The following is a 14,285-nucleotide window of genomic DNA, read 5'->3' as shown; positions in this document are numbered from 1 at the left end:
AAAGGGGCTTGAACGATGAACCTTAACGCTACTCTGATCTTCCAGAGCATCGCGTTCCTGCTCTTCGTTGCGTTCACCTGGAAGTACGTCTGGCCGCCGATTCTCAAGGCCATGAACGAACGCCAGTCGCGCATCGCAGACGGGCTCGCGGCCGCCGAAAAGGGCGCGCGCGCCCTGCAGGACGCCTCGACCAAGAGCGAGGAAGCGCTGCACGCGGCCCGCGCGCAGGCGCAGGACATTCTCGCTGCCGCCAACAAGCAGGCCTCGCAGATCGTCGAGCAGGCCAAGGGTACGGCGCAGGTCGAAGCCGACCGCATCGTCGCCAAGGCGCACGACGACGTCGCCCGCGAAGTGGCCCATGCCCGTGAAGATCTGCGCAAGCAGGTCGGCGAACTGGCCGTGGCCGGCGCCGCGAAGATCCTCAAGCGCGAAATCGACACCAAGGCACATGCCGACGTGTTGAACGAACTCGCAACGAAGATCTGACGCCATGGCGGACTTCAGCACGACGGCTCACCCGTACGCCAAGGCAGTCTTCGAACTCGCCCGCGAAAGTGGCGACTACAAGGCCTGGAACGATTCGCTGCGCGCCGTTGCCGGGCTGCTTGGCGACCGCAATGTCGCAGCGCTGGCTGCCAACCCGGCGCTGACGCGCGGCGATCTCGCCGACGTGCTCGCCGGGGCATTGAGCGGCAAGGTCGCCCACGAAGCCGTGTCGCTGGTGCGGCTGCTGGTGGAGAACGGCCGGCTCAACGCGATCGCCGCGGTGGCCGAACAGTTCGAAGCCCTGCGTGCCGAGGCGGAACGCCGCGTTGAAGTCGAAATCGTTTCGGCCGTGCCGGTCGAAGCGGCCCAGCAGGACAAGCTCGCAGCCGCCGTCAAGCAGCGCCTCACGCGCGATGTGGCGATCAGCTGGAAGACCGACGCGTCATTGATCGGCGGGGCGGTGATCCGTGCCGGCGATCTGGTGATCGACGGTTCGGTGTCCGGTGAACTCGAGCGGCTCAAGACCGCAGTAGCCCGTTAACGGGCCTTCAGGCAGAACTCTCAGGAATCGGTTCATATGCAACTCAATCCTTCGGAAATCAGCGACCTCATCAAGGCGCGCATCAAGAACTTCGATGCCGCCTCCGAGGCGCGCAACGTCGGCCAGATCGTCTCCCTGCAGGACGGTATCGTCCGCGTGCACGGCCTGTCCGATGCGCTGCAGGGCGAAATGCTCGAGTTCCCGGGCAACGTCTTCGGCATGGCGCTCAATCTCGAGCGCGACTCGGTCGGCGCCGTCGTGCTCGGCGACTACAAGCACCTGAAGGAAGGTGACACGGTCAAGACCACCGGCCGCATTCTCGAAGTGCCGGTCGGCGAAGCGCTGCTCGGCCGCGTCGTCGACGCGCTCGGTCGTCCGATCGACGGCAAGGGCCCGATCGCCGCCACCGAAATGAGCCCGATCGAAAAGGTCGCGCCGGGCGTCATCACCCGCAAGTCGGTGAGCCAGCCGGTGCAGACCGGCTACAAGGCCGTCGACTCGATGGTGCCGGTCGGCCGCGGCCAGCGCGAGCTGATCATCGGTGACCGCCAGACCGGCAAGACCGCGCTGGCGATCGACGCGATCATCAATCAGAAGACCTCGGGCATCAAATGCATCTACGTCGCGATCGGCCAGAAGGCCAGCTCGATCGCCAACGTCGTGCGCAAGCTCGAGGAAAACGGCGCGATGGCCTACACCACCGTGGTTGCCGCCTCGGCCTCGGAAGCCGCTGCCCTGCAGTTCATCGCGCCGTACTCCGGCTGCTCGATGGGCGAATACTTCCGTGACAAGGGCGAAGACGCGCTGATCATCTACGACGATCTGTCCAAGCAGGCCGTCGCGTATCGTCAGGTGTCCTTGCTGCTGCGCCGCCCGCCGGGCCGCGAAGCCTTCCCGGGCGACGTGTTCTATTTACACTCGCGTCTGCTCGAGCGCGCCGCGCGCGTCAACGAGGAATACGTCGAGAAGATGACCAAGGGTGCGGTCAAGGGCAAGACCGGCTCGCTGACGGCGCTGCCGATCATCGAAACCCAGGCCGGCGACGTGTCGGCGTTCGTGCCGACCAACGTGATCTCGATCACCGACGGCCAGATCTTCCTCGAAACCGATCTGTTCAACGCCGGCATCCGTCCGGCCATGAACGCCGGTATCTCGGTGTCGCGCGTCGGTGGCGCCGCACAGACCAAGATCGTCAAGAAGCTCGGCGGTGGCGTGCGTCTCGCGCTTGCCCAGTATCGTGAACTGGCGGCGTTCGCCCAGTTCGCTTCCGACCTCGACGCGGCAACGCGTGCGCAGCTCGAACGCGGCCAGCGCGTCACCGAGCTGATGAAGCAGAAGCAGTACCGTCCGCTGTCGGTCGGCCAGATGGGTGCGACGCTGTACGCGGTCGAGAAGGGCTACATCGACAAGATTCCGGTCAACAAGGTCCTGGCCTGGGAAGAAGGTCTGCACCAGAGCCTCGCCAGCAACCACAAGGATCTGCTGGCCAAGCTCGACACCGGCGACTGGAACGACACGCTCGAAGCGGGTCTGAAGTCGGCGATGGACGCCTACCAGCAGCAGTCCGCTATCTAAACGGAGCCCAGCCGTGGCCGGCGCCAAGGAAATCCGCACCAAGATCAAGAGCGTGAAGAACACGCAGAAGATCACGCGTGCGATGGAAAAAGTTGCCATGTCGAAAATGCGCAAGGCGCAGGAACGCATGGCGGCGGCCCGCCCGTATGCCGAGAAACTGCGCCGCACGCTGGGTCATCTGGCGCAGGCGAATCTCGAATACCGGCACCCGTTCATCACCGAGCGCGAAGTCAAGCGCGTCGCCTATCTGGTCGTGTCGACCGACCGCGGTCTGTGCGGTGGTCTCAACGTCAACGCGTTCCGTGCGGCGATCCGCTCGATCCGTGAATGGCAGGCCAAGGGCGTCGAGGCGGACCTCGTGCTGGTCGGCAACAAGGCGGTCGGCTTCTTCAAGCGCGTCGGCGGCAAGGTGCTGGCGAGCACCGCGCATCTGGGCGACAAGCCGCAGCTCGAACAGCTGTTCGGCGTGATCAAGGTGCTGTCCGACGCCTACCGCGACGGTTCTGTCGATCGCGTCTACGTGGTCGGCAACACCTTCGTCAACACCATGACGCAGAAGGCCGAAGCCCAGCAGCTGCTGCCGGTGGTCGCGACGCAGAGCGAAGGCCTGCTCGAACACTGGGACTACATCTACGAGCCGGATGCGGCCGAACTACTCGACGCGGTGCTGCAACGCTACGTCGAATCGCAGGTCTATCAGGCGGTGATCGAGAACGCGGCGTCCGAGCAGTCGGCGCGCATGGTGGCGATGAAGGCGGCGACCGACAACGCCGGCAAGATCATCAGCCAGCTGCAGCTGCAGTACAACAAGGCACGCCAGGCCAGCATCACCAAGGAACTGGCGGAAATCGTCGGCGGCGCAGCCGCTGTCTGAAACTTTTGAAATCCTCGACGCCGTGCGAGCGGCGCGAGAACGTGGATAGCGAGAAGGTCATCAAATGAGCACTGGCAAGGTTGTGCAGGTCATCGGCGCCGTCATCGACGTGGAATTCCCGCGTGACGCGATTCCGGCCATTTACGAAGCCCTCAAGATCGACGGCACCGAACTGACGCTGGAAGTCCAGCAGCAGCTCGGCGACGGCGTCGTGCGTACCATCGCGCTCGGTTCGACGGACGGCCTCAAGCGTGGCCTCGTCGTGCGCGCCACCGGCAAGCCGATTTCGGTGCCGGTCGGCAAGGGTACGCTCGGCCGCATCATGAACGTGCTCGGCGAGCCGATCGACGAAGTCGGTCCGGTCGAAACCGATGCCAAGTGGTCGATCCACCGCGATGCGCCGACCTATGAAGACCAGGCCGGCTCGACCGAGCTGCTCGAAACCGGCATCAAGGTCATCGATCTGCTGTGCCCGTTCGCGAAGGGCGGCAAGGTCGGCCTGTTCGGCGGCGCCGGCGTCGGCAAGACCGTCAACATGATGGAGCTGATCAACAACATCGCCAAGGCGCACTCCGGTCTGTCGGTGTTCGCCGGCGTCGGTGAGCGTACCCGTGAAGGCAACGACTTCTATCACGAGATGATGGAATCGGGCGTCGTCAACGAGAAGAGCCTCGGCGATTCGAAAGTGGCGATGGTCTACGGCCAGATGAACGAGCCGCCGGGCAACCGTCTGCGCGTCGCACTGACCGGTCTGACGATGGCCGAATACTTCCGCGACGAAGGCCGCGACGTGCTGTTCTTCGTCGACAACATCTACCGCTACACGCTGGCCGGCACCGAAGTTTCGGCCCTGCTCGGCCGTATGCCGTCGGCGGTGGGTTACCAGCCGACGCTCGCCGAGGAAATGGGCGTGCTGCAGGAGCGCATCACCTCGACCAAGAAGGGTTCGATCACCTCGATCCAGGCCGTCTACGTGCCGGCCGACGACTTGACCGACCCGTCGCCCGCGACGACCTTCGCGCACTTGGACTCGACCGTCACGCTGTCGCGTGAAATCGCCTCGCTGGGTATCTACCCGGCCGTCGATCCGCTCGACTCGACCTCGCGCCAGCTCGATCCGAACGTGATCGGCGACGAGCACTACAACACCGCCCGCGACGTGCAGGGTGTGCTGCAGCGCTACAAGGAGCTGAAGGACATCATCGCGATCCTCGGCATGGACGAGCTGTCGGAAGACGACAAGCAGGCCGTCGCCCGCGCGCGCAAGATCCAGCGCTTCCTGAGCCAGCCGTTCCACGTCGCCGAAATCTTCACCGGTTCGCCGGGCAAGTACGTTTCGCTGAAGGAAACGATCCGCGGTTTCCGCGCCATCGTCGACGGCCAGATGGACCACCTGCCGGAGCAGGCGTTCTACATGGTCGGCACCATCGACGAAGCCGTCGAAAAGGCGAAGAAGCTCTGATCGCGGCCCGCCGCGATCGACCCGGAGTTCCTACATGACGCAAATTCACGTCGACATCGTTTCCGCCGAAGGCCACATCCATTCGGGCGAAGCCCAGATGGTGTTCGCGCCGGCGGAAATGGGCGAGGTCGGCATCGCGCCGCGCCACGCACCGCTGCTGACCCGGCTCAAGCCGGGCACCCTGCGCGTGCAGACGCCGGACGGCCAGATGCTGCCGTTCTTCGTCAGCGGCGGCATCCTCGAAGTGCAGCCGCATCTGGTGACGGTGCTCGCCGACACCGCGCTGCATCCCAAGGATGTCGACGAAGCTGCCGCGCAGGCCGCCAAGGCCGATGCCGAGCATCGTCTGGCCGGTGCGAGCACGGAAACCGACATGGCCAAGGCGCAGGCCGATCTGGTCGAAGCCGCGGCGCGCCTCGAGTTCGTCCGCAAGCTGCGCGCACCCGGGCATCACTGAAGTCCGTCGCTGCCGGGTCACGAAGGGCGCCGCAAGGCGCCCTTTGCATTTGCGGGCCGGGCTCCACGCTATGATCGTGGCGCGCGACGAGGTCGGAGATCACGATGCCCGGGCCCCTTTCAGCACAGCAGGATGCGGCGACGGCCGAAGTGCGCTGTCCGAATTGCGGTACGGGCTACGCCGATCTCTACTGCCCGCATTGCGCGCAGCCGGCCGGCACCGGCATGCCGACGGTACGTGGCTTCGCTGCCGAGTTCGCCGACAAATTGTTCGCGCTGCAGGGCCGACTGCCGCTGACCCTGAAAGTCCTGCTCGCACGTCCCGGCGGCCTGACGGCGGATTATCTGGAAGGCCGACGCGCGCGCTATCTGAAGCCGCTCAATCTCTACGTCGCGGTGAGCGTCATGTTCTTTCTGATGCTGGGCTTGGTGCCCGGCATTCGCATTCATCTCGGCTGGACGCTGGAGATCGTCACGCTTGCGGCGCCGCAGTCCGGCATCACGGCGGACACCGGCGTGGCGATGATCGACGCGCGCGTGGCCGAGTTCGGAACCCTGCCTGACGAGCGCCAGCAGCACGTGCTGCGCGACGGCATGCTGCACAACGCGCCGCGCGCGATGTTCGTGCTGGTGCCGCTGTTCGCGGCATTGCTGGCTGCACTGTATCGCCAGCGCTACTACGGCGAACACCTGCTGTTCGCGCTGCACTTTCACAGCTTCGCATTCCTGATCCTGCTCGCCGGCCTGGTGCCCTGGCCGCAGCCGCTGCATGACATCGTCAACGACCTCATCAATGTCGGCCTTGCGGGCTATCTGTATCTCGCGCTGCGCCGCGTCTACGGCAGTAGCCGGCTCGGAACCGCGCTGCGTGTCGCCATCGTCGCCGCCGTCTATGCGTTCGCCCTTGCCGCCGCAGCGGTCGGCGTCGTCGTCGGTCTCCGGACCTAGCGCGCAACGGCCTGCAAGCCCATTACACTGCGTCGATGAGCAAGCCCTTACCGCTGCACGTCATCATCCTCGCCGCCGGACAGGGCACGCGCATGAAAAGCGCGCTGCCGAAAGTCCTGCACACGATTGCCGGCAAGCCGATGCTTGGCCATGTCATCGATGCCGCGCGCGAACTCGGCGCTGCCGCTGTGCACGTGGTTGTCGGCCATGGCAGTGACGCCGTGCGCCGCTGGGCGGATCGCGAATACCCGGCACAGGCGCTGCACTGGGCGTTGCAGGGTGAACAGAAAGGCACCGCGAACGCCGTGCAGCAGGCGATGCCGCAGGTGCCGGATACCGCGCAGGTGCTGGTGCTGTACGGCGACGTGCCGCTGGTGTCGGCGACCATGCTGCGCGAACTGCTCTCGGCCGGCACGCAGACCCTGGCGCTGGCGACCGTCGAACTCGAACAGCCGCGCGGTTATGGACGCATCGTCCGCAACCGGCAGGCGTTGGTGACCGGCATCGTCGAGGAAAAGGACGCCAGTGTCCGGCAGCGTGCGATTCGCGAGGTCAACACCGGCTTGATGAGCGGCCCGGCGAAACGTCTGCGCGGCTGGCTCGCGAAGGTGAAGAACGACAACGCCAACGGCGAGTTCTACCTGACCGACATCGTCGCGATGGCCGCCAAGGCCGGCTTGAAGATCGCGACCGTCAACGCCGATGCGCGCGAAGTGGAGGGCGCCAACGACCGTGCGCAGCTCGCCGGTCTCGAACGCCGACTGCAACTGCGCCAAACCGATGCGCTGATGCAGGCAGGCGTCTCGTTCGCCGATCCGGCGCGCTTCGATCTGCGCGGTACGCTCCGTCACGGCCGTGACGTGATGATCGACATCGGCTGCGTGTTCGAAGGCGAGATCGAACTGGGCGACAACGTGCGCGTCGGTCCGTACTGCATGTTGCGCGACGTCAAGCTCGCCGCCGGCACGACCGTCAATGCGCACTCGGTTCTGGAGGGCTGTGAAACGGGCGCGGATTGCGTGATCGGTCCGTTTGCGCGCGTGCGGCCGACGACCACGCTGGCCGCCGGCGCGCATGTCGGCAACTTCGTCGAAGTGAAGAACGCGACGCTCGGCGCCGGCACCAAGGCCAATCATCTCGCCTATGTCGGCGACGCGAAGGTCGGTGCACGCACCAACATCGGTGCAGGGGTCATCACCTGCAACTACGACGGTGCCAACAAGCATCTGACGACGATCGGCGACGATGTCTTCGTCGGCTCCGACACGCAACTCGTTGCGCCGGTCACCGTGCACGACGGCGCAACGATCGGCGCGGGTTCGACGATCACCCGCGAGGTGCCGGCCGGCGGCCTGACCATCGCGCGCGCGCGCGAACAGAAGACAGTGAAGCACTGGCAGCGTCCGCGCAAAAAGACCTGATGCAGCGAAGCTTCGTCGGCGCGCCGTTGAAGGCGTGCCGACGGCCGGCGGTCGCGTCGGCGACTCAGAACTCGTACGAAATCTCGGCGCCGAACATGCGCGGCGTGCCCACCGCCACCGAATTCACGCCGAGCGAACCGGTCAGCGCGAAGCCGCCGGTGTAGTACTCCTTGTCGGCAAGGTTGCGGACGAAGGCCGAGACCGAATATTGGGTGCCGCAGATTTCCAGCCACTCGTAGCGCAGGTTGACCAGGCCGTAGCCGGGGATCTTCGTATCCGGCGTGATCGACTTGTCGCTGTTCGAGAAGTACATGCTGCTTTGGCCGTAGACGTCGGCGCGCACGTCCATCAGCCCCATCTCCGACGGCGTCGGCAGGTAGACGGTTGCGTAGGCCGAACCGGAACGTTTCGGCACGTCGGCGTACGGCCCGAACAGGTAGGTCGTGCCGAACACTTCCGCGGTGTCCTTGCCACTGACAAAGCGCGCGTGCGTCAGCGCGCCGGTCACGCCGGCTTCAAGCCAGCGTGCCGGCTTGAAGGTCAGATCGAACTCGGCACCGGTGACGCGTGCTTCCGGAACGTTGACGGTGTACGCGATCGACTGTGCGGGGCCCGGCGGGTCCGGGAACTCGGCGCGCTGCACGTCCTTGATCCACTGGTTGTAGACCGCGAGGTTCATGCGCAGCGGACGGCCGAGCACGTTGCCGGCGAACTTGGTGCCGAGCTCGACGTCATTCGTGTGCTCGGGTTTGAACACGTTGGTGTTCTGGATCACCGGGCTGCCATCGCCCGGATTGATCGCGGCCGGCGCGGTGCCGTTGAAGCCACCGGCGCGCCAGCTGCGGCGACCCTGCAGATACAGCAGCAGGTCGTCGGTAGCCTGGTAGGACAGACCCAGCGTCCAGCTCGGATCGCTGTAGTGCCTGCTCTGGCTGGCCGGCAGCTCCGCGTCGGCGGTCGAACCGGCGAGATTGTCGGAGCCTTCGAGCTGATGGATCTTCACCGACTCCCAGGTGTAGCGCGCGCCGGCGGTGAAGCTCAGGCCGCTGAGGCCGATCGAACTGAAGTCGTAGGTGCTTTGTGCGAACGCCGCCGGTGTTTCGTCGATGATCTGGAAGTTGCTGGTCGCATTGGCCGGCAGGAACGCGCCCGGCTGGTAGAGGTTGAAGTACACCTGTGGGAAGAGCGTGCGCGCGTCCTCGTACTGGTAGTAGGCGCCGACGATGTAGGTCAGGGCCTGCTCGAGCGCCTTGCCCTGCAACTGCAGTTCGTTCGAGTAGGTGCGGTCCTCGACGTGATTGCCCTTCTTGTCGTAGAGGTACTGGCCGTTGGCGTCGGTCAGGAAGCCACCGGCGCCATCGCTGGCCAGCGTCGCCGAATAGAAGACGGGGTCGGGCGCACCGACCGAGCTGCCGAGATCATGCGTGTTCGACGTCGAAAACCCGGCGATGTTCTTCAGCAGCAGATCGTCGTTGAGTTGGTAGGTCGTGGTATTGGCGGCGAAGTAGTCCTGTTCCTGATGGAAGACGGGCGCGATCTCGTTGGCCTTCCAGAAGCCGATATGCGGCGACACATTGTCGAGATAGGCGGCGATGCCGTCCGGATCGGCATGCGGGTTGTGCGCAAGATAGTTGGCCCAGGCGTCCGGTCCGACCGGCGTGTTCGGATTGAACAAGTAGTCCGCGGCGCAGTTCAGCGCATAGCCGTTGTTGCTGTCGCCGCAGCGGTTGACGGTCTTCAGGCGCGTCGCCGTGCTGTTGCCGCCGGAGTGATCGACCTCGGCCACGGTCAGATTCTGCAGCGCGTCGTTCGGCTTCCACAGCGCGCTCAGGCGGCCGCTCTGGCGCGAGATTTCGCCGAGATCGCGGCCGTCATAGAGATTCTTCTGCCAGCCGTCCCGATAGGTCACATCGGCGGCAAGGCGTACCAGCAAGCTGTGATCGAACAGCGGCGCATTGAACGCGCCCTGGCCTTCGTTCAGGCCGTAGTTGCCGACGCGCAGTCTGGCGTAGCCGCCGAGTTCGTCCTTGGGTTTGGTCGAGGTATAGAGCACCGCGCCGCCCGTCGTGTTGCGGCCGAACAGCGTACCTTGCGGACCTTTCAGCACCTGTACCGATTCCAGGTCGAAGAAGGTCGACGCGCCGCCGGAATTGAGCTGCACGTCGTCGAAATACGGCACCACGGCCGAACGCGAGCCGGTGAAGGCGTCGACGGTCTGGCCACGGATCGAGAAGGTCAGCGAGTTGGAGCCCTGGGTCTGGCGCACGGTCAGACCCGGCACGGCCGATTGCAGGTCGGATTGCGACACGATGCCCTGCTGTGTCAGCTGCTGGGCGCCGAGCGCGGTGATCGAGGTCGGGACTTTCTCCAGCTTTTCCTCGCGGCGCCGCGCCGTCACCAGCACGGTCGCGATCTGGTCGTCGCCGGCGGCGGCCGTGGCAGCTTGCGTGTCCTGCGCCGTGCCGTCCGCGGCCGGCGTTTGCGTGGTCGACGTGGCTGCGGTGTCGGCCGCGGCATCACTGTCCTGTGCTGCCGCGCCCGCGCCGTATCCGAGGCACAGGCTGCCGATCGACGTCACCGCTGCGGCGAGTACGCGCTTGTTCATGCTGATTCTCCTCACTCGTGATGGGCCGCGGCTTCGAAGATCTGCGCGCGGCCTCGTTTTGTGGTGCAGCTGTCATCGATTCTGACGAGCGCAGACCGACGCGAATTGACTGCAGACGCAGCGGCATTTGCCTGCTTGCTGGAGGATCGCTTGCGACGATGGCGCGCGCCGTGCCGGTGCCGATCGCCGGCATCGGTGCCCGCTGGATGGGGGCGTGGCGGCGGATTGCGGATCGCGCCGGAACCGCTTCGCGCGGCGGCGCGCGCTAGCGCGTCGAGGACATCGATGTCGCTTCCGGGCGTTGCAGTGCGCGCAAACCCATTGCGGCGGCGACGATCTGACCGGCAAGGAAGGCGACGGCGGCGGCCAGTGCCGGCTGGATGGCAACGCCGGCCAGGCAGATGACGATCGCGGTGGCGCTGGCGGCGTACAGCGTCTGGCGCGCGATGGTGGCGTCCCAGTTCGCGGCGCGATAGCGGAACAGCGGACGGATCGTCGCGCCGAAGCCTTCGGCCAGGATCAGCACCAGATACACCGCAAAACCGGCTTCGTATGCTTCGCCGTATTGTGCGAGGCTCCAGCGCGCGCTCGCGACCAGGGCGACGGCGACGATGATGCTCGGGATCGCGAGGCCGCCAAGCGACAGACGCAATGCCGCGCGTCCGTGGCGGCCACCGAGCAGTTCGAGTTCGCGATCATGGCGCGGCGCGACCAGGTGCGCGATCGCCGGCATCACGTAGATCAGCAGCTGCGCGGTCCGCGTGCTGATGGCGTACAGCGCCATTTCGCTGGACGGTGCCAGCACCACCAGCAGGCACAGCGGCCCCCAGGTCAGCGCGGTGTTGGCAAGGCCGATCGCCGCGTCGTCGTGGATGCTGCGATTGATTGCCTTCCAGGCCTTCTGCCGCGCGCAGTGATCGGCGGTCTGCCCGGGTTTGCCGAACTGCTGGCGCGCGAAGCCGTACGCAAGCGCCGCGCCGAGCGCGCTGCCGACGAGGAAGGTCCAGGAAAACAGCTGCAGCGTCGGCTGCGGCGCCAGCAGCACCGCGAGCAGGACCGCACTGTTCATCGCGTAGGCCGTGCAGGCCAGACTCTGCAGCCAGCGATTGGCGGCGCGCATTGCCGAGCTGATCATGGTCGCGTACCCGGCCAGCGGCAGGGCGATCACGAACGGCACGAAGGTCTGCAGATAAGGCTTCAGGTACTGCGAGGTGACATCGAGATCGGCCGCGATCACGAGCAAGACCGCGCAGATGATGCAGCAACGCGTCATGAAGCGGCGGCCGAGTACTTGCAGTACGTCGGCCGTCGACAGGCCGGTTTCACGTTCGAGGCGGCCGACGATGTGGCGCGAGATATAGAGGTCGAACTTGGCGCGCATGAAAGTCGCACCGGCGATGGTGACGACGAAACCCTGGAAGAACAGGCCGGTATCGCCGATCGTCAGCGTGTGTGCGAGCGCCAGGGTTGCGGCGATCTGCAGCGCGACGCCGATCAGCCGGAACACGGTGTCCGCGGCCGGATGCAGGCGTGCTGGTTCATGCGATACGGCGGTGTTCATCGCTGCGCGTTCTCCCCGGTGTCCGGCATGCGCGTCTTTCCTGCGCCTGATCGTATACCGACTGGCGGCGGCGAGGCTGCCCCAAGGGGACTAGGGCCTGTTAACGCGATGGCAATCGCTGCGGCGGAGGTCGTTTTGGCGCAGGGCAAGGCGCCAGCCGCGCCGCCTGGTCGCGCCAGGCAAGCGGCTGGCAACGCCGCCCTGCGCGACGGCGGCCCCGCCCCATTCGGGTTGCGCCGGAAATCGCGCCATGCGGCGTTACGAGCCTTGCGCTTGGCGCCACCAAGCCCTGCGGCTCCTGCCTTGCCTGGCGCGATTGCTGGCAGCAACGCAGCGATCGTCCATCGCGTTAACAGACCCTAGAGCCGTCGCCACGGGCCGCCGTACGCCGCACGGGGTCTGCCGCTAAAATCGACGACTGTTCCCAGCTTCGGACCTCGCCTCATGTGCGGAATCGTCGGCGCCATCGCGACGCGTGATGTCAGCCCCATTCTCATCGACGGCTTGCATCGCCTCGAATACCGTGGCTACGACTCGACCGGCGTGGCGCTGCTCGACGACAAGGGCGTGCTGCAGTTGCGGCGCGCGGTCGGCAAGGTCGTCAAGCTCGAAGAAAAGCTGCGCGAGTCGCCGTGCGCCGGCCGGATCGGCATCGCGCATTCGCGCTGGGCGACACACGGCGGCGTGACCGAAGCCAATGCCCATCCGCATGTCTCGGGCGGGCGCATCGCGCTGATCCACAACGGCATCATCGAGAATTACGTCGAGCTGCGCGCCGAGCTGCAGGCCAAGGGCTATGTCTTCGCCTCGGAAACCGATACCGAAGTCATCGCGCACCTGATTCACGACTTCGCCCGCGAGGGCAGCGATCTGACCGCCGCCGTGCAGCGTGCCGTGCGTCGCCTCAAGGGCGCGTATGCGATCGTCGTGTTCGACGCGCAGCAGCCGGATCGCATCTGTGTGGCGCGCATCGCCAGCCCGCTGGTGATCGGCCTCGGCAGCGACGGCGGCAACTATGTCGCGTCCGACGTGCAGGCGCTGTTGCCGGTCACGCGCCGCTTCCAGTTTCTCGACGAAGGCGACGTTGCCGAAATCCGCCGCGACAGCGTGACGATCTGGGACGCGCACGACCAGCGCATCGAACGGCCCGTACACGAGTCCTCGCTGTCGGCCGACGCCGTCGAGCGCGGCGACTACGCGCACTACATGCTCAAGGAGATCCACGAGCAACCGCGTGCGCTGGCCGATACCCTGTCCGAACGCCTGCTCGGCGATCATGTGCTCGAAGCTGCGCTCGGTCCGGCCGCGGAACGCATCCTGCCGCTGGTGCAGAGCGTGCACATCGTCGCCTGCGGCACCAGCTACCACGCGGGCCTTGTCGCGCGCTATTACCTCGAACAGGGTGCGCGCGTGCCGTGCACCGTCGAGGTCGCCAGCGAATACCGCTATCGCGATCCGGTGGTGATGCCCGGCACGCTGTTTCTCGCAATCTCGCAGTCCGGCGAAACCGCCGATACGCTCGCCGCGCTGCGCGAGGCAAAGAAGCTCGGCTACGTCGGCACCTGCGCGATCTGCAATGTCGCCGAATCATCGGTCGTCCGCGAAGCCGATCTGGCGCTGATGACCCGCGCCGGGCCGGAGGTCGGCGTGGCCTCGACCAAGGCCTTCACCACGCAGCTTGCCGCGCTCGGCATGCTCGGTCTGGCGATCGCGCAGCGTCGCGGTCTTGATCGTCGCACGGTCGCGCTCTACGCACGCCAGATGGCGCAGGTGCCGACCTTGGTCGAACACACGCTCAAGCTCGACGGACAGATTCGCGAGTGGGCAAAACGCTTCGCCGACAAGCACCACGCGCTGTTTCTCGGCCGCGGACCCAGCTACCCGGTCGCGCTCGAAGGCGCACTCAAGCTCAAGGAAATCTCGTACATCCACGCCGAGGCCTATCCGGCCGGCGAACTCAAGCACGGCCCGCTCGCGCTGGTCGACGACGACATGCCGGTGGTCGCCGTGGCGCCGAACAATGCCCTGCTCGAAAAGCTCAAATCCAATCTGCAGGAAGTCCGCGCCCGCGGCGGCCAACTGTTCGTGTTCGCCGATCCGAACACCGGCATCGAGCCGGCCGACGGCGTCGACGTCATGACCATGCCCGACCACATCGAAGCCCTGCAATCGCCGCTGATCTATACCGTACCGCTGCAACTGCTCGCCTACCACGTCGCCGTGCTGCGCGGCACCGACGTCGATCAGCCGCGCAATCTGGCGAAGTCGGTCACCGTGGAGTAAGGCTCCGGAGTTCGGTGTGCCTTGAAAAGGAACAATAGTATGCGTCCAGACACATTAATATGTGTCCGGAAGT

General features: G+C 65.8%; 11 protein-coding genes. 9 read left to right on the top strand and 2 right to left on the bottom strand.

Annotation, left to right across the window (positions count from 1 at the left end; translation table 11 throughout):
• The first annotated feature begins 15 nt into the window (after positions 1-15).
• From G7Y85_RS12760 to glmU, 8 genes are all read left to right on the top strand, one after another.
• Entirely contained in the window at positions 16-486 is a 471-nt protein-coding gene (locus G7Y85_RS12760) for a F0F1 ATP synthase subunit B (protein WP_166257524.1), read from the top strand.
• 4 nt (positions 487-490) lie between these two features.
• Entirely contained in the window at positions 491-1,027 is a 537-nt protein-coding gene (locus G7Y85_RS12755; RefSeq protein ID WP_166257522.1) for a F0F1 ATP synthase subunit delta, read from the top strand.
• A gap of 36 nt (positions 1,028-1,063) precedes the next feature.
• Complete coding sequence (atpA, locus tag G7Y85_RS12750; protein WP_166257520.1) at positions 1,064-2,602, top strand: F0F1 ATP synthase subunit alpha; 1,539 nt, start codon at positions 1,064-1,066, stop codon at positions 2,600-2,602.
• A gap of 13 nt (positions 2,603-2,615) precedes the next feature.
• A complete protein-coding gene (gene atpG / locus G7Y85_RS12745) occupies positions 2,616-3,476 on the top strand; it encodes a F0F1 ATP synthase subunit gamma (protein ID WP_166257518.1) in 861 nt (286 codons plus the stop codon).
• Positions 3,477-3,540: 64 nt separating this feature from the next.
• Complete coding sequence (gene atpD / locus G7Y85_RS12740; protein WP_166257516.1) at positions 3,541-4,938, top strand: F0F1 ATP synthase subunit beta; 1,398 nt, start codon at positions 3,541-3,543, stop codon at positions 4,936-4,938.
• A 34-nt stretch (positions 4,939-4,972) separates the two neighbouring features.
• Entirely contained in the window at positions 4,973-5,395 is a 423-nt protein-coding gene (locus G7Y85_RS12735) for a F0F1 ATP synthase subunit epsilon (protein ID WP_166257514.1), read from the top strand.
• A gap of 104 nt (positions 5,396-5,499) precedes the next feature.
• Positions 5,500-6,342: a DUF3667 domain-containing protein gene (locus tag G7Y85_RS12730; protein WP_166257512.1), complete on the top strand. Its 843-nt coding sequence runs from the start codon at positions 5,500-5,502 to the stop codon at positions 6,340-6,342.
• A gap of 35 nt (positions 6,343-6,377) precedes the next feature.
• Positions 6,378-7,763, top strand: coding sequence for a bifunctional UDP-N-acetylglucosamine diphosphorylase/glucosamine-1-phosphate N-acetyltransferase GlmU (gene glmU / locus G7Y85_RS12725; RefSeq protein ID WP_174839774.1), 1,386 nt, complete (start codon positions 6,378-6,380; stop codon positions 7,761-7,763).
• A 64-nt stretch (positions 7,764-7,827) separates the two neighbouring features.
• Here the strand turns inward: glmU and G7Y85_RS12720 are convergent, their stop codons facing one another.
• Both G7Y85_RS12720 and G7Y85_RS12715 read right to left on the bottom strand, forming a co-directional pair.
• Positions 7,828-10,368, bottom strand: coding sequence for a TonB-dependent receptor (locus tag G7Y85_RS12720; RefSeq protein ID WP_166257510.1), 2,541 nt, complete (start codon positions 10,366-10,368; stop codon positions 7,828-7,830).
• A gap of 265 nt (positions 10,369-10,633) precedes the next feature.
• On the bottom strand, positions 10,634-11,929 hold the full coding sequence (locus G7Y85_RS12715) for a polysaccharide biosynthesis protein (RefSeq protein WP_166257508.1): 1,296 nt from the start codon (positions 11,927-11,929) through the stop codon (positions 10,634-10,636).
• Between the two features lie 444 nt (positions 11,930-12,373).
• Between G7Y85_RS12715 and glmS the strand changes: the two genes are divergently transcribed.
• Entirely contained in the window at positions 12,374-14,212 is a 1,839-nt protein-coding gene (gene glmS / locus G7Y85_RS12710; protein ID WP_166257506.1) for a glutamine--fructose-6-phosphate transaminase (isomerizing), read from the top strand.
• Positions 14,213-14,285 lie beyond the last annotated feature (73 nt).

Source organism: Solimonas terrae (assembly GCF_011067135.1).
Lineage (GTDB): Bacteria > Pseudomonadota > Gammaproteobacteria > Nevskiales > Nevskiaceae > Solimonas > Solimonas terrae.
This window is presented reverse-complemented; position numbering and strand designations above follow the sequence as displayed.

What these genes read in the sequence shown, in the direction of transcription:
- G7Y85_RS12760 (WP_166257524.1), top strand. Translation starts at nt 16, where the DNA reads ATGAACCTTAACGCTACTCTGATCTTCCAGAGCATCGCGTTCCTGCTC.
- G7Y85_RS12755 (WP_166257522.1), top strand. Translation starts at nt 491, where the DNA reads ATGGCGGACTTCAGCACGACGGCTCACCCGTACGCCAAGGCAGTCTTC.
- atpA (WP_166257520.1), top strand. Translation starts at nt 1,064, where the DNA reads ATGCAACTCAATCCTTCGGAAATCAGCGACCTCATCAAGGCGCGCATC.
- atpD (WP_166257516.1), top strand. Translation starts at nt 3,541, where the DNA reads ATGAGCACTGGCAAGGTTGTGCAGGTCATCGGCGCCGTCATCGACGTG.
- G7Y85_RS12735 (WP_166257514.1), top strand. Translation starts at nt 4,973, where the DNA reads ATGACGCAAATTCACGTCGACATCGTTTCCGCCGAAGGCCACATCCAT.
- G7Y85_RS12730 (WP_166257512.1), top strand. Translation starts at nt 5,500, where the DNA reads ATGCCCGGGCCCCTTTCAGCACAGCAGGATGCGGCGACGGCCGAAGTG.
- glmU (WP_174839774.1), top strand. Translation starts at nt 6,378, where the DNA reads ATGAGCAAGCCCTTACCGCTGCACGTCATCATCCTCGCCGCCGGACAG.
- G7Y85_RS12720 (WP_166257510.1), bottom strand. Translation starts at nt 10,368, where the DNA reads ATGAACAAGCGCGTACTCGCCGCAGCGGTGACGTCGATCGGCAGCCTG.
- G7Y85_RS12715 (WP_166257508.1), bottom strand. Translation starts at nt 11,929, where the DNA reads ATGAACACCGCCGTATCGCATGAACCAGCACGCCTGCATCCGGCCGCG.
- glmS (WP_166257506.1), top strand. Translation starts at nt 12,374, where the DNA reads ATGTGCGGAATCGTCGGCGCCATCGCGACGCGTGATGTCAGCCCCATT.